Here is a 25221-nt window from a genome sequence, read left to right as displayed (position 1 = left end):
GAGACCACTGAATGCCCAAAAGACCCGAAGACCTCCGCTCTGCCCGCTGGTTTGCGCCCGACGACCTGCGGTCGATGGGACACCGCAGCCGCGCCATGCAGATGGGCCTGGATGGCGATGACTGGGAGGGCAGGCCGGTGATCGCGGTCATCAACACATGGTCCGACCTGTCGCCCTGTCACCACCACCTGCGCGACCGGGCGGAGTTCGTGAAGAAGGGCGTCTACCAGGCGGGAGGGATGCCGGTGGAAATGCCGGTGCATTCGTTCTCGGAGCAGTTCCTGAAGCCCACCTCGATGCTGTACCGCAATTTCGGCGCGATGGAGGTCGAAGAGACCCTGCGCGCGCATCCCATCGACGGGGCGGTGCTGCTGGGGGGCTGTGACAAGTCCACGCCCGCACTGGTCATGGGCGCGCTGAGCGCCGGGGTGCCGTTCATCTTTCTGCCCGCGGGCGCGATGCTGCGCGGCAATTACGCCGGTCAGAAGCTGGGCAGCGGGACGGATGTCTGGAAATACTGGGACGAGCGTCGCGCGGGCACCATCGGCAAGGAGCAATGGGACGGGGTGCAGGGCGGCATCGCGCGCAGCTATGGCACCTGCATGACCATGGGAACGGCCTCGACCATGATGTCGATCGCCGAAGGGTTCGGACTGACGCTGCCGGGGGCCTCGTCGATCCCCGCGCCGGATGCGGGGCACAAGCGCATGGCCAAGGCCTGCGGGCGCCGGGTCGTCGAGATGGTCTGGGAGGATCTGACCCCCGACAAGATCGTCACGCGCACGGCGGCAGCGAATGCCACGGCGGTGGCCATGGCCACGGGCTGTTCGACCAATGCCATCATCCACCTGATCGCCATGGCGCGCCGTGCGGGCATCGACTGGGGGCTGGGTGACCTCGACCGGATCGGGCACGAGGTGCCGGTGCTGGCGAACATCCGGCCTTCGGGGTCGGAATACCTGATGGAGGACTTCTTTTACGCGGGCGGGCTGCCTGCTTTGATGAAGGAGATGGGCGACAAGCTGGACCTGTCGGCGCTGACGGTGAACGGGCGCACACTGGGCGAGAACATCTCCGAGGCGGTGAATTACAACGACGACGTGATCCGCCCGCTGTCGAACCCGGTGTATCACGAAGGGTCGCTGGCGGTGCTGCGCGGGAACCTTGCGCCGGACGGGGCGGTCATCAAGCCTGCCGCCTGTGACCCGAAATTCCATCGCCACAGGGGGCCGGCGATCGTTGTGGACAGCTATCCCGAGCTGAAGACCATCATCAACGATCCCGACTATCCCATGACGCCGGATCACGTTCTGGTGCTGCGCAACGCCGGGCCTCAGGGCGGGCCGGGGATGCCGGAATGGGGCATGATCCCGATGCCGCAGGCGCTGCTGAAGGACGGGCACCGCGACATGGTGCGGCTGTCGGATGCGCGCATGTCCGGGACGTCCTATGGCGCCTGCGTGCTGCATGTCGCGCCCGAGGCCTTTGTCGGCGGGCCGCTGGCCCTGATCGAGACCGGCGACATGATCGAGCTGGACGTGCCGAACCGGACCCTGCGGGTCGATCTGACGGACGCCGAGCTGGCCGAGCGCCGCGCCAAGTGGACCGCGCCCGAGCCGCGCTACGAGCGGGGCTACGGCCAGATGTATTCGAAACACGTGGAGCAGGCCGACAAGGGCTGCGACTTCGACTTCCTGAAAACTGACTTTGGTGCTGCGGTGCCGGAACCGGATATCTACTGATGACACATGATCTGACCAAATCTCTTGCCGGAGTCTCTGGCATCCTCGTCACGCCGTTCGACGCGGCGGGAGACATTGCGCCCGCCTTGCAGAAACCCGTGGTGGACCGCGCGATTGCCGCCGGGGTGCAGGTGCTGACGGCCAATGGCAACACCGGCGAGTTCTACGGGCTGACCACCGACGAGGCCGTGCGCATGGTGCAGGCGGCGGCGGAGCACGTCGCGGGCCGGGTGCCGCTTGTGGCGGGCGTCGGGCGCGGCATTCGCGATGCCTGCCGTCTGGCCGAGGCCTCTGCTGCGGCGGGGGCCACGGCGCTGATGATCCACCAGCCGCCTGATCCCTTCGTCGCGCCGCGCGGCGTGGGGGATTACATCCGCGCGGTGCAGGAGGCGGGCGGAGGCCTGCCGCTGATACTGTACCTGCGCAATGACGCCATCGGCATGGCAGCGATTGCCGAGCTCTGCGCCATTCCCGGAGTGACCGGCGTGAAATGGGCGACGCCCAACCCGATGAAGCTGAAGGCCGCCATCGAGGCCTGCCCGGATCATATCACCTGGACCGGCGGGCTGGCAGAGGTCTGGGCGCCCACCTTCTACGCCGTCGGCGCGCGGGGCTTTACCTCGGGCCTCATCAACGTCTGGCCGGAGCGGTCGGTGGCGATCAATGCCGCACTGGAGGCGGGCGACTACGCAAAGGCGCGCGGGCTGATTGCCGAAATGCAGATCTTCGAGGACATCCGCGCCGAGGAACAGGGCGGCGCGAATGTGCCGGGGGTCAAGGCCGCCTTGCAGCTGATGGGCGAAGATTGCGGCGCGGCGAGGCCGCCGGCGGCATGGCCACTGGACGCGGGGCAGATGGCGCGCCTGAAGGACTTCATGACACGGAACGGATTGCTGACATGACCGAGGTTTCCCAAGCCACGCTGGACAAGCTGCGCGGCGTCAGCGTCGCCACCCTTGCGACCGCGTTGTTCAAGCGCGGGCTGCGCCATCAGGTGATCCAGAACGTGCGTCCGGTGCAGCCCAAGGGCCGCAACATGGTGGGTCCGGCCTTCACGCTGCGCTACATGCCCGCGCGGGAAGACCGCAACACGCTGGCCGAGTTCCGCAACCCGCAGCACCCGCAGCGCCACGCCATCGAGACCTGCCCGGAGGGTCATGTCCTGGTGATGGACAGCCGCAAGGACGCCACGGCGGCCTCGGCGGGGGATATCCTCATCACGCGGCTGATGGTGCGTGGCGGGGCCGGGGTCGTCACCGACGGGGGCTTTCGCGATGCCATGAACATCGGCGCGCTGGACATGCCCGCGTATCATGCCCGGCCCTCCAGCCCGACGAACCTGACGATCAACGAGGCCATCGACATCAATGTCCCGATCGGCTGCGGCGATGCGCCGGTCTTTCCGGGGGATATCGTCGTGGGGGACGATGACAGCGTCATCATCATCCCCGCGCACCTGGCCGAGGAGGTCGCCACCGAGGCTGTCGAAATGACCGCCTACGAGGATTTCGCGCTGGAGCAGGTGAAGGCGGGCGAGACGATCATCGGGCTGTATCCGGCGACGCGGGAAGAGAACCTCGAGAAGTTCGCGGCATGGCGCAAGGCGAACGGACGGTGAGCGACGCGCCCGCGACAATCCGGCTTGACCTTGCGGACAACGTGGTCGTTGCCCGCCGCGACATCCGCGCGGGCGAATACATCGCCGCCGAGAGGGTGACCGCGGCGCAGGACATTCCGGCCGGGCACAAGGTCGCGACGGCGCGGATCGCGCAGGGCGCGCCGGTGTTGAAATACGCCACGACCATCGGCTTTGCCGGGGCGGATTGCGCGCCGGGAACTTACATGCATGTCCACAACGTGCTGATGGACGAGGTGCAGAAGGACTATCGCTTTGGCGAGGCGTATCGCGCGGCGGAAGTCCTGCCGCCGGGGGACCGCGCCCGGTTCATGGGATATGCGCGCCCGGACGGGCGGGTCGGGACGCGCAACTACATCGGCATCTTCATCACGGTGAACTGCGCCGCAACCGTCGCCCGCCGCATCGCCGCGCATTTCACGCCCGAGCGGCTGAGCGCATGGCCCAATGTCGACGGCGTCGTGCCGTTCATCCACCAGCAGGGCTGCGGGATGGAGGCGGCGGGCGAGCCGATGGACCTGCTGCGCCGGACGCTGGCGGGCTACATCACGCATGCCAATATCGGCGGCGCGCTGATCTGTTCGCTGGGTTGCGAGCGCAACAGCCTCGAGAGGTTCTTTGCCGCGACGGCTTTGGAAACCGGGGCGGCGCTGCGGACGGTGCGGATGCAGTCGGTCGGCGGCACGGCAGCGGCCATCGCCGAGGGCATCCGGCTGGTCGAAGAGATGGTGGAGGCGGCGAATGCATTGCAACGGACGCCGCAGTCGGTGGAGCATATCACGGTCGGTCTGCAATGCGGCGGGTCGGACGGGTTCTCAGGCCTGTCGGCCAATCCGGCGCTGGGGCGGGCGGTGGACCTGCTGGCGTGCCACGGCGGCACGGCGATCCTGTCGGAGACGCCGGAACTGTATGGCATCGAACACTTGCTGACCGCGCGGGCCAGGGACGAGGCCACGGGCCGCGCCTTTCTGGAGCGCATCCGCTGGTGGCTGGACTACACGGACGGGCGTGATGTGCAGATGCAGGGCGTGGTCGGTCCCGGCAATCAGGACGGCGGTCTGGCGAATGTCATCGAAAAGGCGCTTGGCGGCGCGAAGAAGGGCGGCTCGACCGGGATCGAGGCGGTTTATCGCTATGCCGAACCGGTCACGGCGCGGGGCCTCGTCATCATGGATACGCCCGGCTACGACCCGGTGGCCGCGACGGGCCAGATCGCCGGGGGCGCCAACCTGATCTGCTTTACCACCGGGCGCGGGTCGTGCTTTGGCTCTTATCCGGCGCCGACGGTCAAGCTGGCGTCGAATTCGCCGATGTACGCCCGGATGGAGGGTGACATGGACGTGAACTGCGGCCCGGTCATCGACGGCACGGCGAGCCTGGACGAACTGGGGCAGGCGATCCTGAACGAGATCATCGCCGTGGCGTCGGGGAAGCGGTCCAAGAGCGAAGCCATGGGCATCGGTGCCGAGGAATTTGCGCCCTGGCCGATCGGCGTGACCGGCTAGGCGTGTAATCATCGTTATGTAATCCGGGAGTCCGGTCGGGGCTGCCCGGATCGCTGCCGTACCGCGCGCGCCGCGGGCGCGCGATTTCGCGCTGCCTGCTCAGGTTTCCGTGGGAATGATGGCCGTCGCCTCGATCTCGACCAGAGCCGCATCTTCCATCAGGCCCGCCACCTGCACGACCGCCATGGCCGGGAAGTGGCGGCCGATGATGTCCCGGTAGATGCCGCCAAGTTCCCGCAGGTTGTCGGTGTAGGCGGCTTTGTCCGTGATGTACCATGTCAGCCGGACGATGTGCTCGGGCCGCGCCCCGGCGCAGTCCAGAACCGCGACGATGTTGTGAAGCGTCTGGCGGAACTGCCCCGGCATGTCGAAGTGTTCCCACTCCTGCCGGGCGTTCCAGCCGACCAGCCCGCCGGTGACCACGATCCGGCCCTCGGCCGCCATACCGTTGGCATATCCTTTCGCGGGCGCCCAGCCTTCGGGCTGGAGAAAATGGTGCGGGCTTGCTGTCATCTGTACTGAACCTTCTCGGCTGGGGCAAAAGGGCGCTGGGGGATCATGTCTCTCCTCCCGAAACGGAAATCGCCTGACCCGTCACCATGGACGTCCCCGGCCCACAAAGCCACAGGACCGTCTGTGCGACGTCTTCGGGCGGGACCAGGCGGTGCATCGGGTTTGTCGCTTCGAGCGAGGCGCGGGCGTCGGCTTCGGTGCGGCCTGTCTTTTCGACGATGCGGGCGATGGACGCCTGTGTCATTTCTGTGTCGAGGAAACCGGGGCAGATCGCATTCACCGTCACGCCCTTTTGCGCCAGTTCCAGCGCCACGGATTTCACCATGCCGACGACGCCGTGTTTCGCGGCGGCGTAAGGCGCGACGTAAGCGTAGCCCTTCAGTCCGGCTGTGGAGGCGATGGCGATCAAACGGCCCCAGCTCTTTCCATGCAGCGCCCGCGCGCCTTCGCGCAGGGTCAGGAAGGTGCCGGTCAGGTTGACGTCCACCATGCGGCGAAAGGCGTCGAGGTCGGTTTTCACGAAGGGCGCGCTTTCAGACGCCCCGGCATTGGCGACGACGATATCGGGCGAGGCCTCGGCCATCATTTGCGTGACGGCGGATTCATCGGTGATGTCGCAGGCCACGGCCCGGATCGACGCATGACGTGCGGCGACGGCCTGCAACGGGTCCAGACGACGGCCACAGATCGTTACCCGCGCGCCCGCCCCGGCCAGGGCCAGCGCAATCGCCGCCCCTGCACCGGTGCCGCCGCCCGTCACCAGCGCGGATTTCCCGTCCAGCATCATTGCGCCATGGCCTTGGCCCGTTCCGCAAGCGTTACCGCCTGCCGACGGCCCCCCTCGTAAGGCGCGGGCCAGGCCTGTTCGGTATCGCCCAGCTCGACCGCAGCGTGCAGCGTCCAGTAAGGATCGGCCAGGTGCGGTCGGGCCAGCAGCAGCAGGTCGGCGCGTCCGGCCATGAGGATCGAGTTCACGTGGTCTGGTTCATAGATGTTGCCCGCTACCAGCGTCGGCAGGGCGATTTCGTTGCGGACGCGGTCGGCGAAGGGGACCTGAAACATGCGGCCATAGACAGGCTGCTCGGCCTTGTCGGTCTGGCCCGACGAGACGTTGATGGCATCGGCCCCGGCGGCCTTGAAGGCGCGCGCGATCTCCACTGCCTCGTCGGGGGTCACGCCGTCGTCCCCCATCCAGTCATGGGCGGAGATACGCACCGTCATCGGCTTGTCCTCGGGCCACGCGGCGCGCATCGCTTCGAACACCTCGAGCGGGTAGCGCAGGCGATTTTCGAGGCTGCCGCCATAGGCGTCGGTCCTGTGGTTCGTGACAGGAGAGATGAAGGAGGCCAGCAGGTAGCCGTGGGCGGCGTGCATCTCGATCATGTCGAAATTGGCGGCTTCGGCGGCATGCACCGCCTGTACGAAGTCCGCTTTCACCCGATCCATGTCGGCGCGGTCCATTTCCTTGGGCACGACGTTGCCGGGCATCAGCGGGATGGCCGAGGCCGACAGCAGCGGCCAGTTCTCGGTTTCCGGAAGTGGCTTGTCGATGCCCTCCCAGGCTAGGCGGGTCGAACCCTTGCGGCCTGCGTGCCCGATCTGGGCGCAGATCTTCGCGGGCGTTTCCGCATGCACGAAGTCCGTCATACGCTGCCACTGAGGCACCTGTGCGGGGCCGATGCAGGGGCACCCCGGCGTGATCCTGCCGTCCATCGACACGCACAGCATTTCGGTGAACACCAGCCCTGCCCCGCCTTTGGCCCGTTCGGCGTAATGCACGAAATGCCAGTCGTTCGGCATCCCGTCATGCGCCTTGTACTGCGCCATGGGAGAGACGACGATGCGGTTGACCAGCTCCATCCCGCGCAGGCGGAACGGTGCGAACATCGGCGCGCGCCCGGCATTGCTGCCGGCGCGGGACTGGAACCATGCCTCCGCCGAGGCAAGCCATTCGGGATCGCGCAGGCGCAGGTTTTCATGGCTGATGCGCTGCGAGCGGGTCAGAAGCGCATAGTTGAACTGCATCATCTCGAAGTCGAGGTAGCGTTCGATTTCCTCGAACCACTGCGTCGAGTTGCGGGCCGCGGAGGTCACGCGCAAGACCTGCAGTTGCCTGTCTTCCTGATAGTCGGCAAGCGCCTGCGACAGGGGCTTGTCACTGTTGATCTGGTCGGCCAGCGCGATGGCGCTTTCCATGCCCAGTTTCGAGCCGGACCCGATGGAGAAATGCGCCGTGGCCGAGGCGTCTCCCAGCAGCACCACGTTGTCGAAATGCCAGTGTGCACAGGTGACGCGCGGGAACCGGATCCATGCCGAGCCGCGGATGTGGTTGGCATTGGTCATCAGCGCGTGGCCGCCGAGGTGGCGGGCGAAGATCTTCTCACACAGGGCGATGCTTTCGGCCTGAGTCATCTCGGCAAAGCCGAAGGCGTCGTAGGTTTCCGGTCCGCACTCCACGATGAAAGTCGCGGTGGTGTCGTCGAACTGGTAGGCATGCGCCCAGATCCAGCCGTGCTCGGTCTTTTCGAAGATGAAGGTAAAGGCGTCGTCGAATTTCTGGTGCGTGCCGAGCCAGACGAAGTGGTTCGCGCGCATGTCGATATCAGGCTGAAAGCGATCGGCATAGAGCGCGCGGGTCTTCGAATTCAGCCCGTCCGAGGCCACCAGCAGATCGTTCTCGATCTTCAGGGTTTCGATGCGTTCCGGCGTCATGTCTGTCTGGAACTCCAGCGTGACGCCGAGATCCCGTGCGCGCTGTTGCAGCAGCAGGAGCATCTTCTTGCGCCCGATGCCGCAGAAGCCATGGCCCGAAGAGGTCATTTCCTCGTCGCCACGAATGACCTTCACATCGTCCCAATAGGCGAAGTTCTCGCGGATCATGCGTTCGGACACCGGATCATTCGCATCGAAGTTCGACATGGTTTCATCAGACAACACGACGCCCCAGCCGAATGTGTCGTCGGGGCGGTTGCGCTCGTACACGGTGATGTCGTGGGAGGCATCGCGGAGTTTCATCGAGATGGCAAAGTAGAGGCCGGAAGGGCCGCCGCCGAGGACTGCGATTTTCATGACCTGTTTCCCTGTTTGATGGTTCGAGGGTATCGCCCCTGACATTTATTTCAAGTCTAAAATTTTTATACCTAAGATTTCTGTTTCAGCGTGTCCCCGGCCATGCCGAAAGGCCCCGCGTCTGCCACGGGGCCTTCGAATTTTTACGAAAATTCGGGCGCTTACCCGGCCCGGTAGGCCGGTGTCGTGGCCAGGAACTGGCCATAGGCATCGGCGTCCGGCGGGCCGAAGGTCTCGGCCAGCGGGTTGGCACGTTTCCAACGGGTCGCGCCCATGTCCTGCAGCAACTCGTCGAAGTGACGGAAGTGGAAGGGCGCGGAGCACAGCCCGCCATAGACCTGCGCGGCGGGCCGTTCGTGGCGACGCCAGTGCAGCATGGCCTCGATGTTTTCCTCCATCGCCGCCCGCGAGGGCTGCCGCGCCAGTTGTCCGTCCATGTAGCGCACCAGCCAGTTGGCGATCATCTCGGCCGACAGGACGGTGCAGAAGGAGGAGTTGAAGCCTACAAAGCCCATGTCCGGCACGTCCGGGTTCACCGCGAGGCGATAGGTCCGGTACTGGCCGTCGTGTTCGATCAGCTTGTCGCGGTACGCCTGCGGCAGGTAGGGAATGCCCAGCTTCCAGCCGACGGCGAGGATCGACAGGTCACAGGGGATTTCCACCCCGGTGGTCAGGGTTACGGTGCCTTTACCATAGTGGTCGATGCTGCCGATGACGGGCGTGATGCGCCCGGCGTTCATCTCTTCGAACAGGCCCGGGGTTACGATGGGCAAAGAGCAGGACGCCTCTTTCTCGATCGGGACCTTCGGCACCATGTTGTGCTTTTTCAGCCCCAGTTGCAGTTTCAGCAGCGTCTCCAGCCCGCGAAAGTTGGCCCAGACCAGCGGTTTGGTCACGGCGGCGATGACGCGGGCCAGCGGCGCCCGTTGCCAGCCGTTGAACTGCATTTCCTGCGCACGCATGTAGAGCAGCTTCTTGAAGTTGATGCCGCCGATGAAATAGGGCACGCGCCAGACGTTTTCGCGGTAGACCAGATGCACCGACGCCGCGCCATTGCGGGCTGCGTTCACCGCAATGTCGGTGCCGGATTTCGATGCGCCCAGCACGACGACGTGCTTGCCCTTCACCCGTCCCGGATCGGTGTATTCGGAGGAGTGCATCACCTGTCCCCCGGCGGCGCAGAATGCCTCCTGCCCCGGATGGCTGATGATGTTCTTCTCGGAAAACTGCCCGGTGCCGACGACGACGAAATCAAAATCCTCGGTCCATTCGTTTGACCCGGACCGGAGCCGCAGCGTCCAGCCCGCGCGGCCATCGGCGCGGCGGTCCATCGACAGCACGTCGGTGTTCAGCCGGAACAGCCGTTTCAGCCGGTGCTTGTCGGCGTAGGCATGCAGATACGCATGCACCTGCGGGCCCTTCGGCCATTCCGGGTAATCCCCCGGCATCGCCATGTCGGTGAAACGGTAAAGGTCCTTGGGCGACTGGGTCTGCACGTCCGGGTAGGAGCGCGACAGTTCCCACACCCCGCCGAAGTCGTGGCTGCGCTCGAAGCCGCAGACCCTGTGCCCCTTCTCGTCGAATGCCTTGGCAGCGGCGAGGCCCGAGACCCCGCCACCGATGATGGCCACTTTCTTGCGGTCGACCATCTGCGCCTCACGCTTTCGGAGGCAGGAAGTCGACCTCGTGCTCGGCCGAGATGCGCACCAGTTCCGCCGGGTCGGTGACGCCGTCCAGCGCGATGAACAGGTCAAACAGCTTGCGCGAGGGGGCGACGCCAAAGACGCAGGTCGCCTCGGCGCCCGAGCGGTTGAAGATGCCATGTGCCACGCCCATGGGCATCTGGATCGTATCGCCGGGGCCGGCCTTGTGCACCGCCTCGCCGAATTCGACCTCGAGGTTGCCGGTCAGCATGACGATCCATTCATCCTGCGTCGGGTGGATGTGCGGCGGGACAAAGGTGCCGTCGGGGATGACCGCGTGCCAGATCATCGCGTTCTCGGAGTGCAGTTTCGGCGTGTAGGTGTGGCCGACGACGTTCCACTGCTTGCCGTCGACCGATCCGTCGGCGGGAATGATGCCTTGTTCCATGGTGTCCTCTCCTGTTTGGGTCGGGACTCGGATGGTCCCGTTCTGCCAGCCTGCGCCAAAAGCTGCGCGGGCTTTATCCATTTTGCGAATCTGTGTGCGGGCGGGGTGCTTGAAGCTTGAAATGATGGGCGGCGTGGCGCAGCATCGTGCGATGGACCAAGCACCCATGCCCCCTGACACGGACCTGCTGGCGGGATTCCCGATCCTGCGGACGGATGACCTGTCCGAGGCAAGGGCCGTGGTGGGCCGCGCATTCTGCGATCACCGGCTGGACATCCGCGCCGGGCGTCTGGACGTGCGGCACGATCACGTGGGCGGCGCGGCGCTGTCGCTGAACGTGCTGGGCTATGGCGCCGAGGTCGATATCAATCCCGGCCTTCTGCAACGGTTCTACCTGTTGCAGCTACCTTTGGCAGGGGCCGCGCGCATCGTCCATCGGAGCGAGACGGTGGAGGCCGGGGTCGCGATGGGGACGATCCTCAATCCCGACCGCGACACGCGGATGGTTTGGGGTGAGGGGTGCCGCAAGCTTCTGTTGCAGGTCGACAAGGCGCATCTGGAACGCGTGGCCGAAGACATGCTGGGCGGCCCCTTGCCCGGAGCGGTGCGGTTCGATCCGCGCGTCGACATGGGGCGCGCCGGGGGCCAGCAGCTGCGGGCGCGGGTTCTGTCGGCGGCGCGGGCGGCGTCTGACGGGTCTCTCTGGCGCGACAGTGGGTTGAACGAAGCCTGGGCCGAGCGGGAACTGGCCGCCGCCCTGTTGGAGAACCAGCCGAGCAACATCAGCCACATGCTGTGGCGAGCCCGTCGCACACCGACCGGGCGCGAGATGCGTCGCGCCCTGGCCTTCATCCACGACCATTTGGCGGACCCGATCCGGGTCGAGGACATTGCGCGTGCCGCCGGGGTCAATGCGCGGTCGCTGCAACTGGGCTTCAAGGCGGCGTTTGGCTGCTCGCCCATGCGCTACCTGCGCGATGTGCGGCTGGATGCAGCGCGCTACCGCCTGATGCGGCGGCAGGGGCGCGAGAGCGTGACGGATGCGGCTTTTGCCTGCGGGTTCACGCATCTGGGGCGGTTTTCGCAGGATTACCGCGCGCGGTTCGGGCACAGCCCCAGCGCCGCGTGACGCTGGGGTTTAGGACTCACTGTTTCAGGCGAAAGCGCTGGATCTTGCCGGATTCAGTCTTGGGCAGCGCATTGGTAAAGACCACGCTGCGCGGGTATTTGTAGGGCGCGATGGTCGCCTTCACGTGCTCTTGCAGGGCCTTCACCAGCTTGTCGCCGGGTTCGTGCCCTTCGGCCACCACAACGTGTGCCTCGACCACGCAACCGCGATCCGGGTCGGGCTTGCCCACCACGGCGCATTCCACCACGGCGGGGTGGGACAGCAGCGCCGCCTCGACCTCGGGGCCGGCGATGTTGTAGCCAGCCGACACGATCATGTCGTCGTTGCGCGCGGCGAAATGCAGGTAGCCGTCCTCGTCCATGGTGAAGCTGTCGCCGGTGATGTTCCACCCGTCCAGCACGTATTTGCGCTGCCTCTCGTCGGCCATGTAGCGGCAGCCGATGGGGCCGCGCACGGCAAGCCGCCCGACGGTGCCGCGCGGCACTTCGGCGCCGTCATCGTCAATCACCTTCGCCTGATAGCCGCGCACGGGACGCCCGGTGCAGGCGGGGCGGTGATCGTCGAAACGGTTGGTGATGAAGATATGCAGCATCTCGGTCGCGCCGATGCCGTCGAGCATGGGTTTGCCGGTCTTGGCCATCCATTCGTCATAGACGGGGGCGGGCAGGGTTTCCCCGGCTGACACGGCGGCGCGCAGCGACGACAGGTCCGCACCCTCGTCCATCGCGCGCAGCATGACGCGGTAGGCGGTGGGGGCGGTGAAACAGACCGTGGCGCGGTACTTCTGGATGATCTCGATCATGTTGGGCGGGCTTGCGTTTTCCAGAAGCGTCGCCGCCGCACCAAAGCGCAGCGGGAACACCGCCAAGCCACCGAGCCCAAAGGTGAACGCCAAGGGTGGCGAGCCGACAAAGATGTCGTCGGGCGTGACCCCCAGCACTTCGCGCGCGTAGCCGTCCGCGATGATGAGAATGTCGCGGTGGAAGTGCATCGTCGCCTTGGGCGCGCCCGTGGTGCCGGAGGTGAACCCCAGCAGCGCCACGTCGTCCCGGCCCGTGCGGACCGCGTCGAACTGCACGGGTTTCTCCAGCGCCAGCCGGTCGAGTTCGGCATCGTGGTTCGAGGTGCCGTCGAAGCCCACGACCTTTTCCAGCCACTCGGAGGTTTTCGCGCAGGCGGTCATCTCGTCCATCAGCCGCGTGTCACAAAAGGCGAACTGGATGCGGGCCTTGTCGACGATGGCGGTCAGCTCTCCGGCGCGCAGCAGCGGCATCGTGTTGACCACCACCGCGCCCGCCTTTGTCGCGGCCAGCCAGACGGCGACCATGGCGGGGTTGTTGGCCGAGCGGATCAGGACACGGTTGCCCGGTTTGACGCCCAGGTCCTCGACCATCACATGCGCCAGCCGGTTGGTCCAATCGGCCAGCTCCTTGTAGGTGCGCCGCCGCCCGTTGCCGATCAGAGCGGTATGGTCGCCAAAGCCCTTCTCGACCATGGCGTCGGTCAGCTCCACCCCGGCATTCAGATGCTCGGGGTAGTCGAAGCCGTCCAGCAGCAGCTCCGGCCATTGATCGGGCGGAGGCAGGTTGTCGCGGGTGTAGGTGTCGACATGGGCCGAAGGGCCGAGCGCGATCATGCGTTGGCCTCCTCCGGCAGGAAGTCGACCTCGTGCTGGGCGGAGAGTTCCACGATGCGGCCGATGTCGGTCTGATCGTGCAGCGCCTCGAAGAGGTCGCGCAGCTGGCCCATGGGAGAGACCCAGAACAGCGCGCGGCAGGGCTTGTCCGACTTGTTGAAATAGCCATGCGGGATGCCGCGCGGCATACGCACCAGATCCCCGGCGCGGGCCTTGGTCCAGACGCCGTCGAGTTTCAGGTCCAGCTCGCCCTCCTGCACGAGGATGAATTCATCCTGCGTCGGGTGGATGTGCACGGGCACGAACTGGCCCGGCTCGGAGTTGGTTTCAAACGCAAAGGTCGTCTCGCAGACGGCCTTGGGGTAATAGGTCTGGCCGAGGATGTTCCAGACGACTCCGTCATAGCCGGACCCGTTTTCCGTGATGCCTTTTTCGAGGTCTTTCATGGGTTTACTCCTGTTGGGGGTGGAGGGATGCCGCACGTTTTCGGCGGTCGTCTTTTGGGTTGGCGGCCTGCTGTGGCGCGGGCCGCAAGAGGTCACGCCCCGGCCAGAACCTGGCGGGCGATGATGACCTTCTGGACGTCCGACGCACCTTCGTAGATGCGCAGGGCGCGGATTTCGCGGTAGAGGCGTTCGACCGTCGCGCCGGAGCGGACGCCGTCGCCGCCATGCAACTGGACGGCGGCGTCTATGACCTTCTGCGCCTCGTCGGTGGAGAAGAGTTTCGCCATGGCGGCCTCGCGGCTGACGCGGGGGGCGCCTTGGTCCTTGGCCCAGGCGGCGCGGTAGACCAGCAGCGCGCTGGCATCGACCCGCAAGGCCATGTCCGAGATATGCCCCTGAACCAGTTGAAGGTCAGACAGCGGCGCCCCCTGAACCTGACGGGTGGTGACGCGAGTCACGGCCTCGTCCAGCGCGCGGCGGGCGAAACCCAGCGCGGCGGCGGCAACGGTGGTGCGGAAGACGTCGAGCACGGCCATGGCGATCTTGAACCCCTGCCCCGGCTGCCCCAGCAGCGCCGATTTCGCCAGCCGCGCGCCGGTAAAGCGCAGCGTCGCCAGCGGGTGCGGCGCGATGGTGTCGAGGCGTTCGGCGATCTCCAGCCCCGGCGTGTCGGCGGGCAGGACAAAGGCGGACAGGCCCTTGGCGCCCGGCGCTTCTCCGGTCCGGGCGAACAGGGTGTAGACATCGGCGATGCCGCCGTTGGAAATCCACGTCTTCTCGCCGTCCAGCACCCATGCGTCGCCGTCGTCGCGGGCGGTCATTGTGGAATTGGCCACGTCCGATCCGGACTGCGGTTCGGTCAGGGCAAAGGCGGAGATCGCCTTGCCCGCGCGGGTCAGGGGCAGCCATTCGGCCTGTTGCGCGGGTGTGCCGAACAGCGAGATTGCCCCCGTCCCCAGCCCCTGCATGGCAAAGGCGAAATCTGCCAGTCCATCGTGGCGCGCCAGCGTCTCGCGCGTCAGGCAGAGGGTGCGCACGTCGAGGGGCGCGGGGTTCGCGGGGTCGATGGCAGAGGGGTTCAGCCAGCCATCCGCGCCCAGTTTTGCCACCAGCGCACGGCAGGCGGCGTCGGTGTCGTGGTGGTCGATGGGGTCCATCCGCCCCGCCCAGTCGTCCAGCGCGAGGGCGTGGGCCTTGTGATGCGGGTCCAGAAAGGGCCAGTCGAGAAAGCTGCGGTCAGCCATGTCAGTTCCCCTCGAACACCGGGCGTTCCTTCGCGACGAAGGCCCGGTAGGCGCGTTTGAAATCCTCGGTCTGCATGCAAATGGCCTGCGCCTGCGCCTCGGCCTCGATGGCCTGATCGAGGGTCATGGACCATTCCTGTTGCAGCATGGTCTTGGTCATCATGTGACCAAAGTTCGGGCCTTCGGCGATCTTGGTCGCCCATTGGATCGCTTCGGATTCCAGCGCGTCGGGCGCGACGAGGCGGTTCCAGAAGCCCCACCGCTCGCCCTCGTCCGCCGACATGCTGCGCCCGGTGTAGAGCAGTTCGTTCGCCCGACCTTGCCCGATGATCCGGGGCAGCATGGCGCAGGCGCCCATGTCGCAGCCTGCCAGACCTACGCGGGTAAACAGGAAGGCGCATTTGGCCTCCGGCGTCGCGATGCGAAGGTCCGAGGCCATGGCGATGATGGCTCCGGCACCGACACAGACGCCATCGACAGCGGCGATGATCGGTTTGCCGCAGTTCAGCATCGCCTTGACCAGATCGCCGGTCATGCGGGTGAATTGCAGCAGTTCCTTCATGTTCATGCGGGTCAGCGGTCCGATGATGTCGTGCACGTCACCGCCCGAGGAAAAATTCCCGCCGTTGGAGGCAAAAACAACGGCCTTGACCGCATCGTCATAAGCCAGCGCCCGGAACCAGTCGCGCAGTTCGGCGTAGCTGTCGAAGGTCAGCGGGTTCTTGCGGTCGGGGCGGTCCAGGTGCAGCACGGCGATGCCGTTCTCAACCCGGCAGCGGAAATGCGTGGGTTCAGTCATTTGGGTTCCTCCCCGTTTATTTTTGGCGCGCTTGAAACTGGCCCGTTTGCATCTGCCTCGTCCGGGGCTTTCTCCAGAGTGTCGAAATGATCCGAGAAGGCGCGCGCCTCTTCCGCGGTGAAGGCGCCGAGCAGTTCGTCGATCCAGGCCTCGTGCGCGGCAGCCTGAGCGGCAAAGACTTCCTGCCCCTTCTTGGTCATGCGGACGAGCGAGGCGCGGCGGTCCCCCGGCACCTGCACCCGGACCACGACGCCCTCTTCGGCGAGGCGGTCGACGATGCCGGTGACATTGCCGTTCGACACCCGCAGCACGCCGGACAGTTCGGACATGCGCAGGCCGTCCGCGTAACGTGCCAGCGCGGCCATCACGTCGAAGCGCGGCAGGGTGGAGTTGAACTCGACCCGCAGCCTTTCGCGCAGCTGCGCCTCGACCTGCCGCGTCGATTTCAGCATTCGCAGCCACATGCGCAGCCGTTCCTTGGAGGCGGGCAGCGTTGCCACGTCGGACGCCGTTTCAGGGTTTGGAAGTCTTGGGGTCACACGTCTCTCCGGCGCGATAGCGGCCTGTTCGGGGCCGGGTTTCGGGGGGCGTTGATGAAAGGCTATGCAGCGCCAATTTTTATTTCAAGCAAAAAAGTTTTTAGCTTGAAATAAATTTAGAGGCTCGTAACGTGAAGGTGCGAAACAGGTTTTCTGGCTGTGGCGGAAACGCCAAAACGCCATATAAATCAGGACTGTGAAGGGGATTCCGATGGTAGGATTTACCGTGCCGGACTGGGATGACGCTTATGAAAACGGGCGCAACATTCCCGGTGGATCCGGGTATCCTGCCGCTTGGGGCGCCCCTTCGGCCGCGTTTCGCGCCACGGCGCGTGCAAGGATTGACCTGCCCTACGGCAAAGGAGCGCGGCACGTGTTCGACCTGTTCCTGCCAGAGGGTGAGCCACGCGGGCTTTTCGTGTTTGTCCACGGTGGTTACTGGGTTGCCCTGGACAAATCCTGGTGGTCGCATCTGGCCGCCGGACCCGTTGCGCGGGGGTGGGCGGTGGCGATGCCGTCTTATGACCTGTGTCCCGATGTCAGCATCGAGGAGATCACCGCGCAGGTCGGCACAGCAATCACTGCCGCCGCAGCAGAAGTCGGGGGGCCCATCGTGCTTTCGGGCCATTCGGCGGGAGGGCACCTTGTCACGTCAATGATGTGTGTGGACTCGCCCCTGCCCGCCGGAGTGAGGCAGCGGCTTCGGCATGTTCTTTCGATCTCGGGCCTGCACGACTTGCGACCCTTGCTGCGTACCGCGCGCAATGAGCAGTTGCGGATGACTCCCGAGAGTGCCGCCGCCAACAGCCCGGCGCTGAAAGAGCCGCTGGCCGGCGTGGCGTTGACGACCTGGGTCGGCGGTGGCGAGCGGCATGAATTTCTCCGCCAATCCGCGCTGTTGTCGAACATCTGGCATGGGCTTGGATGCCTGACGGAGGACGTGGTGGAGCCGGATCGCCACCACTTCAACGTGATTGATGGGCTAATGGACACGCATGGGGCGATGTTGAGCACCGTGCTGGATGCGGTGGAGGCAAAATCCACCGGGAAATGATCCGAAAACAGGTTGCATATGCAGGGCATTGCCCGGCTCAATGGACCTTGCACCAAAACGAACCGGCCAAGGGGTCACCAGCCCCTGCGCCCAACCAGACGGCAAAAGCCGCTGACCTCAACCAGGGAGTTCATCATGAACCAGACCACCCGACTGCTTGCTTCGACTTTGCTGGCTTCCGGCCTCGCCTCTGCGGCAATGGCTCAGGACGTTCCGGCCTCCGCCAATGACGACGTGCTGAAAATCGGCCTCGTCTACACGCTGTCCGGCCCGCCCGCCGCGCTTGGGACGCAGGCCCGCGACGGCTTTCTGCTGGCCGCCGAGAAGATCGGCGACATCGGCGGCATGAAGACCGAGATCATCGTCATCGACGATGAGGGCAAGCCCGAACTCGCCGCCGAGAAGGCGCGCGAACTGGTCGTGCGTGACAATGTCGATTTCGTCGTCGGCCCGATCTTCTCCAACATCCTGATGGCCATCGTGCAGCCGGTCACCTCTACCGGGACCGTGCTGATCTCGACCAACGCGGGCACCTCCACCCTCGCGGGTGAGGCCTGCAACCCAAACTTCTTCACCACGTCCTACCAGAACGACCAGAACCACGAGGTCATGGGCGCCTATGCCGAGAAGATGGGCTATCAGAACGTGTTCCTGATGACGCCCAACTACCAGGCCGGCAAGGACAGCCAGGCGGGGTTCAAGCACAGCTACACCGGCGGCACCGCAGGTGAGATCTACACCGAGCTTGGCCAGCTGGATTTCTCGTCGGAACTGGCGCAGATCGCCGCGTTCCAGCCCGATGCGGTGTTTACCTTCATGCCCGGCGGCATGGGCGTGAACCTGGTGAAGCAATATGCGCAAGCTGGCCTGAGCGGTATCCCGTTCCTGTCGGCGTTCACCGTCGATGAAACCACCTTGCCCGCGACGCAGGACGCCGCCGTGGGCATGCTGGGCGGTGCGAACTGGGCGCCGGACATGGACAATGCCGCCAACAAGGAATTCGTCGACGGCTACATTGCCAAGTACGGCGCGGTTCCCGGCACCTATGCCATGCAGGCCTATGACGCGGCACAGCTGATCGACAGCGCGGTGCGCAAGCTTGGCGGCGACCTGACCGACCGCGATGCCCTGCGCGCGGCGATTCATGAGGCGGATTTCGACAGCCCGCGCGGTGATTTCTCGTTCGGGTCAAACAACTTCCCGATTCAGGACTTCTACCTCGTCGAGGCGGTGAAGCGCGAAGACGGCATGTACGGCACGTCGATCAAGGAGAAGATCTTTGACGACTACGTCGATAACTACGCCGCCCAGTGCAAGATGTGATCCCAAGGGCCTGAAGGAGGATCACGTCCATGATGAACCTGTTTGTCCTGCAACTCCTCAACGGGGTGCAGCTGGGTGTCCTGCTGTTCCTGATCGCTGCGGGCTTGACGCTGGTCTTCGGCATCATGGACGTAATCAACCTCGCCCACGGGGTGCTTTACATGGTGGGGGCCTATCTGGTCGCCACCTTTGCCGCCGCCACCGGGAGTTTCTGGTGGGGGCTGGCTCTGACGCTACCCGCGGCGGTGGTCGTGGGGCTGGTCCTTGAACGGGTGGTGATGCGAAGACTTTACGCGCGGTCCCATCTGGATCAGGTGCTGGCGACCTTCGGTCTGGTCATGATCGCCAGTGAGGCGGTCAAGATGATCTGGGGCGTCTCGCCGCTGTCGGTGCCGATGCCCGAGCTTCTGTCCGGCGCCGTGCCTCTGATGGGGCCACTGAAATACCCGGTCTACCGGATCGCGATCATCGTGGCCGGTCTGGCTGTGGCGCTGGGGCTGTTCATCATGGTGAACTATACCCGCGTCGGCATGTTGCTGCGGGCCGGGGCCACGCATCGCGACACGGTGTCGGCGCTGGGGGTCGATATCAACCGGCTGTTCGCGATTGTCTTCACTCTGGGCGCGACGCTGGCGTGTCTGGCCGGGGCGCTCGTGGCACCGATCCTGTCGGTGGACACCGGCATGGGTGAAAGCGTTCTGATCCTGACCTTCGTCGTCGTCGTGATCGGCGGAATCGGCTCGATCAAGGGGGCGTTCCTCGGTGCGCTGCTGGTCGCCGTGGTCGACACGCTGGGCGGTGTCTTTGGGCCGATCCTGCTGCGCTCGGTGCTCGACCCGTCGGTGGCGGGACAAGTGGGCCGCGTGCTGGCACCCATGCTGATCTACATCCTGATGGCCGTGATCCTGTTCGCCCGGCCAGCCGGCCTGTTTGGAAGAAATCCCGCATGAGCGATACGACCCTTTCCCTGCCCAAGGCGCGCCCGTCCCTGTCCGGTCGCGTGAAGGCCGCGCTGCTGCTGTTCGCACTCTTCGCGATGATGCCACCGCTGGCGCTTGCGCTGGACGATCCCTTTTACCTGCTGATCGGCACCCGTATCCTGGCCTACGCCATTGCCGCGATGGCGCTGGACCTCGTGCTTGGCTTTGGCGCGATGGTCAGCTTTGGTCATGCGGCTTACCTCGGGCTTGGCACCTATGCCGTGGCAATCCTTGCCAGTTTCGGTGTGCATGACCTGGTGTTGCAGATGCTGGCGGCCATCGCGATGGCTGCGGTCTTTGCCTTTGTTACCGGGGCGATTTCGCTGCGCACGCGCGGGGTCTATTTCATCATGATCACGCTTGCCTTCGGGCAGATGGCCTTTTTCTTCTTTATCTCGCTGTCAGCCTATGGCGGAGACGATGGCGTTGCATTGGTCCAGCGGTCTACCGTGCTGGGCATGGATCTGCTCGGCTCTGACATCGGGCTTTACTACACGACCCTTGCGCTGCTGATCGGCCTTTTCATCCTGTGCCACCGCATCGTCGGCTCCCGGTTCGGCCGCGTTCTGACCGGCATCCGCGAAAACCCGACCCGGATGGAAGCCATCGGTTTCACGCCGTTCCGCTACCAATTGACGGCCTTTGTCATTTCCGGCTGCATCACCGCCATCGCGGGCGTGCTTCTGGCCAACCAGGCGCAGTTCGTGTCTCCGGCCTTCATGTCTTGGCACAAGTCAGGCGAGTTGATCGTCATGGTTGTCCTTGGCGGCACCGGCACACTGGCTGGGCCGATCGCCGGGGCCGTCGCGGCGCTGTTGCTGGAGGAATGGCTCGGCATCCTGTCGGAACACTGGAAGCTGTTCTTCGGCCTGTTCCTCGTGCTGATGGTGCTGTTCTCGTCGGACGGCATCACCGGGATGCTGCGCCGCCTTGGCATCGGGAGGGGCAAGGAATGACCGGACTCACCGTCACCGATCTGTGCAAGCATTACGGGGCGCTGAAGGTCACGGACCACGTCTCGCTCGACGTCGCCCCCGGCGAGATCCATGCCATCATCGGCCCGAATGGAGCGGGCAAGACCACCCTCATTGCGCAACTTTCCGGCCAGCTTGGGTCGGACAGTGGCAGCGTCCGGCTGGGAGATCGCGATATAACGCATGTCCCCATGCCCGAGCGCGTGCGACTGGGACTGGCGCGGTCGTTCCAGATCACCTCTGTCCTGCCGAGCTTTACGGCACTGGAGAACGTTGCACTGGCGGTTCAGGCGCGACACGGGTCATCCTTCCGCTTTTTTGGCGCGGTGTCCGGCGAAGAGACCCTGAACGCGACCGCCATGACCGCGCTGCGCGAGGCGGGGCTGGATCACCGCGCCTTGGTTCAGGCGAAATCACTGTCACACGGCGAGCATCGGCGACTGGAGCTGGCCATCGCGCTGGCGACAGAGCCGAAGGTCCTGTTGCTGGACGAACCGCTCGCGGGTGTCGGTGGCGAGGACGCCGAGGGCTTCGTGGAGAACATTGCTCGTCTGAAGGGGCGCATCACCATGGTGCTGATCGAACACGACATGGATGCGGTCTTTGCCCTGGCGGATCGTGTTTCGGTGCTGGTCTACGGTCGTATCATCGCCACCGGAACCCCGGACGAAATCCGTTCTGACCCACAGGTGCGCGCGGCCTACCTCGGTGAAAGAGAGGAGATCGCCTGATGCTGGATGTCACGGACCTCGAAGGCGGCTACGGCGAAAGCCAGGTGCTGTTCGGCATTTCCCTGAGCGTGAATCCCGGCGAGGTGGTCACGCTGCTGGGACGCAATGGCATGGGTAAGACGACCACGGTCAAGACCATCTTTGGCCTGCTGAAACCGCGCGGCGGGCGGGTATCCATTGGCGGCGAGGACCTGACCGGGGCTGGTCCGCATCGCATCGCGCAGGCAGGACTGGGCTACGTCCCCGAGGGGCGGCAGATCTTCCCGACCCTGACGGTCGAGGAAAACCTGCGCGCGACGGCCCGTCCCGGCAAGTGGACCCTGAACGGCATATACGATCTTTTTCCGCGTCTGAAGGAACGCCGCCGCAACATGGGCAACCAGCTGTCCGGCGGCGAGCAACAGATGCTTGCCATCGGACGCGCCTTGATGACCAACCCGCGTCTGGTCGTGCTGGACGAAGCGACCGAGGGTCTTGCCCCGCTGGTGCGCGCCGACATCTGGCGGTGCCTCGAGCGGCTGAAGGCCGAAGGTGAGGCGATCCTCGTGATCGACAAGAACGTGGACGCGCTGGCGCGATTTGCCGACCGTCACGTCGTCATCGAAAAGGGCCGCGTCGCATGGACCGGAACAACCCCGGAAATTCTCGCCACCCCCGAGGTGAAGGACCGTTTCCTTCACGTCTGAATCCCTTCCACGGAGGATACCCTATGATACCTGGCGTAACGAAATCCAACAGCGGCATCGAAGAGATCACCTGGAACATCCTTGGCCAGACCTATGTGCCAAAGCAGCGCTCTGACGCGTCGATGGCCTGGCACGCGACCCTGCCAAAGGGCACCTTTGTGCCGCCGCATATCCACCCGACTCAGGATGAATTCATCTACGTGCTCGAAGGGCGCTTTGACGTGTTGCTCAACGGGGTGGAGACCTATGCCGAGCCGGGCGACCTGATCCGCCTGCCCAAGGGCATCCCGCACGGCATCTACAACAAGACGCAGCACACCATCAAATGCCTCTTCTGGGTGGCGCCCACGCGAAAGCTGTTCGACCTGTTCTGGGCGCTGCACAACCTCGGCCCCGATGCCAACCCGGCGGACGTGGTCGCCGTCTCGGCCAAGCACGAGGTCGATTTCCTGCCCCCCGAGGAGGCGTAAGTCCATGACGGTCCTGATTGCCGGAGCAGGCATTGGCGGGTTGACGACGGCGTTGATGCTGCATGCCCGCGGCATCCCGGTCGAAATTTACGAAGCGGCCCGAGAGGTGCGCGAAGTGGGCGTCGGCATCAATGTGCTGCCCCATGCGATCCGTGAACTGGCGGCGTTGGGGCTGCTGGACGCATTGGACAAGGTCGGCGTACGTACGCGCAAGCTGACCTACCTCACCAAGAGGGGGCAGGAAGTCTGGTCCGAATTGCGCGGGATGCACGCAGGTCACGACGTACCGCAGTTCTCGATCCACCGCGGGCGGCTGCAGAAGGTCATCCATGATGCGGTCGTTGACCGGCTTGGGCACAAGGCCGTTCATGTCGGGCGCAGGCTGGCCGGATTCATCCAGGACGACGGCGGCGTAACGGCACATTTCACCGACAGTGTGCTGGGAGGCGATGCCATCTCGCACCGTGCCGAGGTGCTGATCTGCGCCGATGGCATCCATTCCGCGGGGCGCCGGCATTTCTACCCCAACGAGGGCGCGCCGTCCTGGCAGGGCGTGGTCATGTGGCGCGGCGCGACCGACTGGCCGGTCTGGGAAGACGGCGAGAGCATGGCCATCGGCGGCGGCCTCGGCGGCAAGCTGGTGCTGTACCCCATTGCCCCGGCGGCCAAGGGCAAACAGCTGATGAACTGGGTGGTGAACGTGCGGATCAAAGACCCCGCCGTCTCGACGCCGCCGCCGGACAGCTGGTCGCGCAAGGCGCCGCTTTCCGAGGTTCTGCCCCACGCGCTGCGGTTCAGCGTGCCGGGCATGGACATCGGCGCGCTGGTGAAGGCAACCGACACGATCTTTGAATATCCGATGGCGGATCGCGATCCGCTGCCGCGCTGGACCTTCGGACGCGTCACGCTGCTGGGCGATGCGGCCCACCCCATGTACCCGGTGGGATCGAACGGGGCGTCACAGGCGATTCTTGATGCGCGATATCTGGCGGATCAGCTGGCCATGGCGGAACACCCGCGTGCCGCGCTGTGGCAATACGAAAAGGAACGCCTTCCGAAGACGGCGGAGGTGGTGCACACCAACCGCATCGGTGGCCCGGAAAGGGTGATCGACGAGGTCGAGCGGCTGGCTCCGGCGGGGTTCAGGTCAATCGACAGCGTGCTGTCCCACGAGGACCGCAAGGCGATTGTGGGTGGCTATGCCACGATGGCGGGCTACGCACGGGTCAGGCTGTCAGGCACCAGATAGCATCGTGCGAGACCACATCGATGTCCGTGGTTTCGCGCAGGTCCCGGCACCATCTTTCGCCCGGCACCATCGCTGCCGATGCCGGTGCAAGCGCGGTCAGCCTTCGTCCGGCTGCTCTTCGAGGGTGACCTGACGATACCAGGCAACGATCTGGCGGCGGGCGTCGGGGTCCATCTGGATGGCATTGGGGGGCGGCATGGCGTGGGTGCGCCCTGCCTGCATGTAGATCTGGTCCGCATGGCGGGCGACATCGGCCACAGTCTCCAGCAGCACGCCTTTGGGCGCGCGGGGTACGCCGTCCCAGCCCGGTTCCCGCGCGTGGCACATGGAGCAATTGCCGACGACGGCGTAATAGGCATCTTCAAAGCTTTCGGCGCTGACAAAACGTTGTTCGTAGGGCGAAAGCGCGCGGGCCTCGCTTTCCTCGTATGTCTCGCCACCTTGAACGGAGGAGAGCCAGGCGATGACCAGCATGATGAGCACCGTCGCGGCCCAGGTCCAGTGCGGGCCCTTCCCGGTCTTGTGCATGGTGTTGAAGTAGTGCCGGATCGTCACGCCGGTCAGGAAGACAAGGCAGGCGATCACCCAAGAATAGGGCGTGGCAAAGGCCAGCGGGTAGTGGTTCGACAACATCAGGAAGACGACGGGCAGCGTCAGGTAGTTGTTGTGGGTCGAGCGCAGCTTGGCGATCTTGCCATACTTGGCATCCGGTTTCCGCCCGGCCTTGAGGTCGGCCACGACGATGCGCTGGTTCGGCATGATCTGGAAGAACACGTTCGCCGTCATGATGGTGGCGGTGAAGGCGCCCAGGTGCAGCAGCGCGGCGCGCCCGGTGAAGACCTGATTGTACCCCCAGCTCATTGCCACGAGGATCGCAAATAGGATCAGCATCAGCAGCGTCGGGTTCTCGCCCAGCGGAGATTTGCACAGCTGGTCATAAAGCAGCCAGCCGATCGTCAGCGACGCCCCGGAAATCAGGATGCCCTGCCAGAGCGCCAGCTCGGCCTTGGTCGGGTCGAGCAGGAACAACTCTCCACCCACCCAGTAGACGATCATCAACAGCGCCGCGCCGGACAGCCAGGTCGTGTAGCTCTGCCACTTGTGCCAGGTCAGGTGCTCGGGCATCCGCGCCGGGGCGACGAGGTATTTCACCGTGTGGTAGAAACCGCCGCCGTGGACCTCCCATTCCTCGCCATAGGCTCCTTCGGGAAGGGCGGCGTTGGGCTTCAGCATCAGGTCGAGCGCGATGAAATAGAAGGACGCCCCGATCCAGGCCATGGCGGTGATGACGTGCAGCCACCGCACGCTGAAGGCGATCCATTCCCAGATGATGGCCAGTTCGAACATGTGTCCCTCGCTTTTCCGCTGTCTCAGCGACAGTAGCCGAGAGCGATTTTGCCTGCTA

The 25221-nt window shown here is 65.1% G+C and carries 24 protein-coding genes; 13 read left to right on the top strand and 11 right to left on the bottom strand.

All coding sequences use genetic code 11. The annotated features are described in order from the left end of the window. Positions 1-11: 11 nt before the first annotated feature. The 4 genes from araD to ACP16H_RS17255 are packed head-to-tail and all read left to right on the top strand — an operon-like array spanning position 12 to position 4883. Positions 12-1742: an L-arabinonate dehydratase gene (gene araD, locus ACP16H_RS17270; protein WP_425073498.1), complete on the top strand. Its 1731-nt coding sequence runs from the start codon at positions 12-14 to the stop codon at positions 1740-1742. Continuing rightward, complete coding sequence (locus tag ACP16H_RS17265; protein ID WP_425073497.1) at positions 1742-2644, top strand: dihydrodipicolinate synthase family protein; 903 nt, start codon at positions 1742-1744, stop codon at positions 2642-2644. The genes araD and ACP16H_RS17265 overlap by 1 nt, the downstream gene beginning before the upstream one ends. Beyond that, positions 2641-3360, top strand: coding sequence for a ribonuclease activity regulator RraA (locus ACP16H_RS17260; protein WP_425073496.1), 720 nt, complete (start codon positions 2641-2643; stop codon positions 3358-3360). The genes ACP16H_RS17265 and ACP16H_RS17260 overlap by 4 nt, the downstream gene beginning before the upstream one ends. Then, a complete protein-coding gene (locus ACP16H_RS17255) occupies positions 3336-4883 on the top strand; it encodes a UxaA family hydrolase (RefSeq protein ID WP_425073495.1) in 1548 nt (515 codons plus the stop codon). The genes ACP16H_RS17260 and ACP16H_RS17255 overlap by 25 nt, the downstream gene beginning before the upstream one ends. 99 nt (positions 4884-4982) lie before the next feature. Here the strand turns inward: ACP16H_RS17255 and ACP16H_RS17250 are convergent, their stop codons facing one another. The 5 genes from ACP16H_RS17250 to ACP16H_RS17230 all read right to left on the bottom strand — a co-directional run bounded on the left by ACP16H_RS17250 (position 4983) and on the right by ACP16H_RS17230 (position 10556). Then, positions 4983-5396, bottom strand: coding sequence for a RidA family protein (locus ACP16H_RS17250; protein WP_425073494.1), 414 nt, complete (start codon positions 5394-5396; stop codon positions 4983-4985). A gap of 43 nt (positions 5397-5439) precedes the next feature. After that, positions 5440-6183 carry an SDR family NAD(P)-dependent oxidoreductase gene (locus tag ACP16H_RS17245; protein WP_425073493.1) on the bottom strand — a complete coding sequence of 248 codons (744 nt, stop codon included), beginning with the start codon at positions 6181-6183 and terminating at the stop codon, positions 5440-5442. Continuing rightward, a complete protein-coding gene (locus ACP16H_RS17240) occupies positions 6180-8465 on the bottom strand; it encodes a bifunctional salicylyl-CoA 5-hydroxylase/oxidoreductase (RefSeq protein WP_425073492.1) in 2286 nt (761 codons plus the stop codon). The genes ACP16H_RS17245 and ACP16H_RS17240 overlap by 4 nt, the downstream gene beginning before the upstream one ends. A gap of 161 nt (positions 8466-8626) precedes the next feature. After that, positions 8627-10114 carry a flavin-containing monooxygenase gene (locus ACP16H_RS17235; RefSeq protein ID WP_425073491.1) on the bottom strand — a complete coding sequence of 496 codons (1488 nt, stop codon included), beginning with the start codon at positions 10112-10114 and terminating at the stop codon, positions 8627-8629. A 7-nt stretch (positions 10115-10121) separates the two neighbouring features. Further along, a complete protein-coding gene (locus ACP16H_RS17230; RefSeq protein WP_425073490.1) occupies positions 10122-10556 on the bottom strand; it encodes a cupin domain-containing protein in 435 nt (144 codons plus the stop codon). 109 nt (positions 10557-10665) lie between these two features. Here ACP16H_RS17230 and ACP16H_RS17225 point away from each other — a divergent pair, with 109 nt between their 5' ends. After that, a complete protein-coding gene (locus tag ACP16H_RS17225) occupies positions 10666-11685 on the top strand; it encodes an AraC family transcriptional regulator (protein ID WP_425073489.1) in 1020 nt (339 codons plus the stop codon). 16 nt (positions 11686-11701) lie between these two features. On the opposite strand, the gene ACP16H_RS17220 is transcribed toward ACP16H_RS17225, so the two are convergent. From ACP16H_RS17220 to ACP16H_RS17200, 5 genes are all read right to left on the bottom strand, one after another. Continuing rightward, positions 11702-13321: an AMP-binding protein gene (locus ACP16H_RS17220; RefSeq protein WP_425073488.1), complete on the bottom strand. Its 1620-nt coding sequence runs from the start codon at positions 13319-13321 to the stop codon at positions 11702-11704. Continuing rightward, on the bottom strand, positions 13318-13767 hold the full coding sequence (locus ACP16H_RS17215) for a cupin domain-containing protein (RefSeq protein WP_425073487.1): 450 nt from the start codon (positions 13765-13767) through the stop codon (positions 13318-13320). The genes ACP16H_RS17220 and ACP16H_RS17215 overlap by 4 nt, the downstream gene beginning before the upstream one ends. 92 nt (positions 13768-13859) lie before the next feature. After that, positions 13860-15011, bottom strand: a complete 1152-nt coding sequence (locus tag ACP16H_RS17210; protein WP_425073486.1) for an acyl-CoA dehydrogenase family protein — start codon at positions 15009-15011, stop codon at positions 13860-13862. A 1-nt stretch (position 15012) separates the two neighbouring features. Continuing rightward, positions 15013-15810: an enoyl-CoA hydratase family protein gene (locus ACP16H_RS17205; RefSeq protein WP_425073485.1), complete on the bottom strand. Its 798-nt coding sequence runs from the start codon at positions 15808-15810 to the stop codon at positions 15013-15015. Then, complete coding sequence (locus tag ACP16H_RS17200) at positions 15807-16274, bottom strand: MarR family winged helix-turn-helix transcriptional regulator (protein ID WP_425073510.1); 468 nt, start codon at positions 16272-16274, stop codon at positions 15807-15809. The genes ACP16H_RS17205 and ACP16H_RS17200 overlap by 4 nt, the downstream gene beginning before the upstream one ends. A gap of 448 nt (positions 16275-16722) precedes the next feature. Here ACP16H_RS17200 and ACP16H_RS17195 point away from each other — a divergent pair, with 448 nt between their 5' ends. The 8 genes from ACP16H_RS17195 to ACP16H_RS17160 all read left to right on the top strand — a co-directional run bounded on the left by ACP16H_RS17195 (position 16723) and on the right by ACP16H_RS17160 (position 23816). After that, positions 16723-17403, top strand: a complete 681-nt coding sequence (locus tag ACP16H_RS17195) for an alpha/beta hydrolase (RefSeq protein ID WP_425073484.1) — start codon at positions 16723-16725, stop codon at positions 17401-17403. 135 nt (positions 17404-17538) lie between these two features. After that, the gene (locus ACP16H_RS17190; protein WP_425073483.1) at positions 17539-18726 is read left to right on the top strand and encodes an ABC transporter substrate-binding protein; all 1188 of its coding nucleotides are present in this window, start codon (positions 17539-17541) and stop codon (positions 18724-18726) included. A 29-nt stretch (positions 18727-18755) separates the two neighbouring features. Continuing rightward, positions 18756-19676, top strand: coding sequence for a branched-chain amino acid ABC transporter permease (locus tag ACP16H_RS17185; protein ID WP_425073482.1), 921 nt, complete (start codon positions 18756-18758; stop codon positions 19674-19676). After that, positions 19673-20662, top strand: coding sequence for a branched-chain amino acid ABC transporter permease (locus ACP16H_RS17180; protein ID WP_425073481.1), 990 nt, complete (start codon positions 19673-19675; stop codon positions 20660-20662). The genes ACP16H_RS17185 and ACP16H_RS17180 overlap by 4 nt, the downstream gene beginning before the upstream one ends. Beyond that, on the top strand, positions 20659-21411 hold the full coding sequence (locus ACP16H_RS17175) for an ABC transporter ATP-binding protein (RefSeq protein ID WP_425073480.1): 753 nt from the start codon (positions 20659-20661) through the stop codon (positions 21409-21411). Before ACP16H_RS17180 ends, ACP16H_RS17175 begins: the two co-directional genes overlap by 4 nt. Continuing rightward, positions 21411-22097 (top strand): ABC transporter ATP-binding protein, encoded by a 687-nt coding sequence (locus ACP16H_RS17170; protein WP_425073479.1) that lies wholly within the window; start codon positions 21411-21413, stop codon positions 22095-22097. Before ACP16H_RS17175 ends, ACP16H_RS17170 begins: the two co-directional genes overlap by 1 nt. A gap of 23 nt (positions 22098-22120) precedes the next feature. Continuing rightward, the gene (locus ACP16H_RS17165; RefSeq protein WP_425073478.1) at positions 22121-22567 is read left to right on the top strand and encodes a cupin domain-containing protein; all 447 of its coding nucleotides are present in this window, start codon (positions 22121-22123) and stop codon (positions 22565-22567) included. A gap of 4 nt (positions 22568-22571) precedes the next feature. Further along, positions 22572-23816 carry a flavin-dependent oxidoreductase gene (locus ACP16H_RS17160; RefSeq protein ID WP_425073477.1) on the top strand — a complete coding sequence of 415 codons (1245 nt, stop codon included), beginning with the start codon at positions 22572-22574 and terminating at the stop codon, positions 23814-23816. A gap of 96 nt (positions 23817-23912) precedes the next feature. Here ACP16H_RS17160 and ACP16H_RS17155 read toward each other — a convergent pair whose 3' ends face one another. Then, positions 23913-25163 carry a urate hydroxylase PuuD gene (locus ACP16H_RS17155; RefSeq protein ID WP_425073476.1) on the bottom strand — a complete coding sequence of 417 codons (1251 nt, stop codon included), beginning with the start codon at positions 25161-25163 and terminating at the stop codon, positions 23913-23915. Between the last annotated feature and the right edge of the window lie 58 nt (positions 25164-25221).

Source organism: Sagittula sp. S175 (genome assembly GCF_049800975.1).
Taxonomy (GTDB): domain Bacteria; phylum Pseudomonadota; class Alphaproteobacteria; order Rhodobacterales; family Rhodobacteraceae; genus Sagittula.
This window is presented reverse-complemented; position numbering and strand designations above follow the sequence as displayed.

What these genes read in the sequence shown, in the direction of transcription:
- araD (WP_425073498.1), top strand. Translation starts at nt 12, where the DNA reads ATGCCCAAAAGACCCGAAGACCTCCGCTCTGCCCGCTGGTTTGCGCCC.
- ACP16H_RS17265 (WP_425073497.1), top strand. Translation starts at nt 1,742, where the DNA reads ATGACACATGATCTGACCAAATCTCTTGCCGGAGTCTCTGGCATCCTC.
- ACP16H_RS17260 (WP_425073496.1), top strand. Translation starts at nt 2,641, where the DNA reads ATGACCGAGGTTTCCCAAGCCACGCTGGACAAGCTGCGCGGCGTCAGC.
- ACP16H_RS17255 (WP_425073495.1), top strand. Translation starts at nt 3,336, where the DNA reads ATGGCGCAAGGCGAACGGACGGTGAGCGACGCGCCCGCGACAATCCGG.
- ACP16H_RS17250 (WP_425073494.1), bottom strand. Translation starts at nt 5,396, where the DNA reads ATGACAGCAAGCCCGCACCATTTTCTCCAGCCCGAAGGCTGGGCGCCC.
- ACP16H_RS17245 (WP_425073493.1), bottom strand. Translation starts at nt 6,183, where the DNA reads ATGATGCTGGACGGGAAATCCGCGCTGGTGACGGGCGGCGGCACCGGT.
- ACP16H_RS17240 (WP_425073492.1), bottom strand. Translation starts at nt 8,465, where the DNA reads ATGAAAATCGCAGTCCTCGGCGGCGGCCCTTCCGGCCTCTACTTTGCC.
- ACP16H_RS17235 (WP_425073491.1), bottom strand. Translation starts at nt 10,114, where the DNA reads ATGGTCGACCGCAAGAAAGTGGCCATCATCGGTGGCGGGGTCTCGGGC.
- ACP16H_RS17230 (WP_425073490.1), bottom strand. Translation starts at nt 10,556, where the DNA reads ATGGAACAAGGCATCATTCCCGCCGACGGATCGGTCGACGGCAAGCAG.
- ACP16H_RS17220 (WP_425073488.1), bottom strand. Translation starts at nt 13,321, where the DNA reads ATGATCGCGCTCGGCCCTTCGGCCCATGTCGACACCTACACCCGCGAC.
- ACP16H_RS17215 (WP_425073487.1), bottom strand. Translation starts at nt 13,767, where the DNA reads ATGAAAGACCTCGAAAAAGGCATCACGGAAAACGGGTCCGGCTATGAC.
- ACP16H_RS17210 (WP_425073486.1), bottom strand. Translation starts at nt 15,011, where the DNA reads ATGGCTGACCGCAGCTTTCTCGACTGGCCCTTTCTGGACCCGCATCAC.
- ACP16H_RS17205 (WP_425073485.1), bottom strand. Translation starts at nt 15,810, where the DNA reads ATGACTGAACCCACGCATTTCCGCTGCCGGGTTGAGAACGGCATCGCC.
- ACP16H_RS17200 (WP_425073510.1), bottom strand. Translation starts at nt 16,274, where the DNA reads ATGTGGCTGCGAATGCTGAAATCGACGCGGCAGGTCGAGGCGCAGCTG.
- ACP16H_RS17190 (WP_425073483.1), top strand. Translation starts at nt 17,539, where the DNA reads ATGAACCAGACCACCCGACTGCTTGCTTCGACTTTGCTGGCTTCCGGC.
- ACP16H_RS17185 (WP_425073482.1), top strand. Translation starts at nt 18,756, where the DNA reads ATGATGAACCTGTTTGTCCTGCAACTCCTCAACGGGGTGCAGCTGGGT.
- ACP16H_RS17180 (WP_425073481.1), top strand. Translation starts at nt 19,673, where the DNA reads ATGAGCGATACGACCCTTTCCCTGCCCAAGGCGCGCCCGTCCCTGTCC.
- ACP16H_RS17175 (WP_425073480.1), top strand. Translation starts at nt 20,659, where the DNA reads ATGACCGGACTCACCGTCACCGATCTGTGCAAGCATTACGGGGCGCTG.
- ACP16H_RS17170 (WP_425073479.1), top strand. Translation starts at nt 21,411, where the DNA reads ATGCTGGATGTCACGGACCTCGAAGGCGGCTACGGCGAAAGCCAGGTG.
- ACP16H_RS17165 (WP_425073478.1), top strand. Translation starts at nt 22,121, where the DNA reads ATGATACCTGGCGTAACGAAATCCAACAGCGGCATCGAAGAGATCACC.
- ACP16H_RS17160 (WP_425073477.1), top strand. Translation starts at nt 22,572, where the DNA reads ATGACGGTCCTGATTGCCGGAGCAGGCATTGGCGGGTTGACGACGGCG.
- ACP16H_RS17155 (WP_425073476.1), bottom strand. Translation starts at nt 25,163, where the DNA reads ATGTTCGAACTGGCCATCATCTGGGAATGGATCGCCTTCAGCGTGCGG.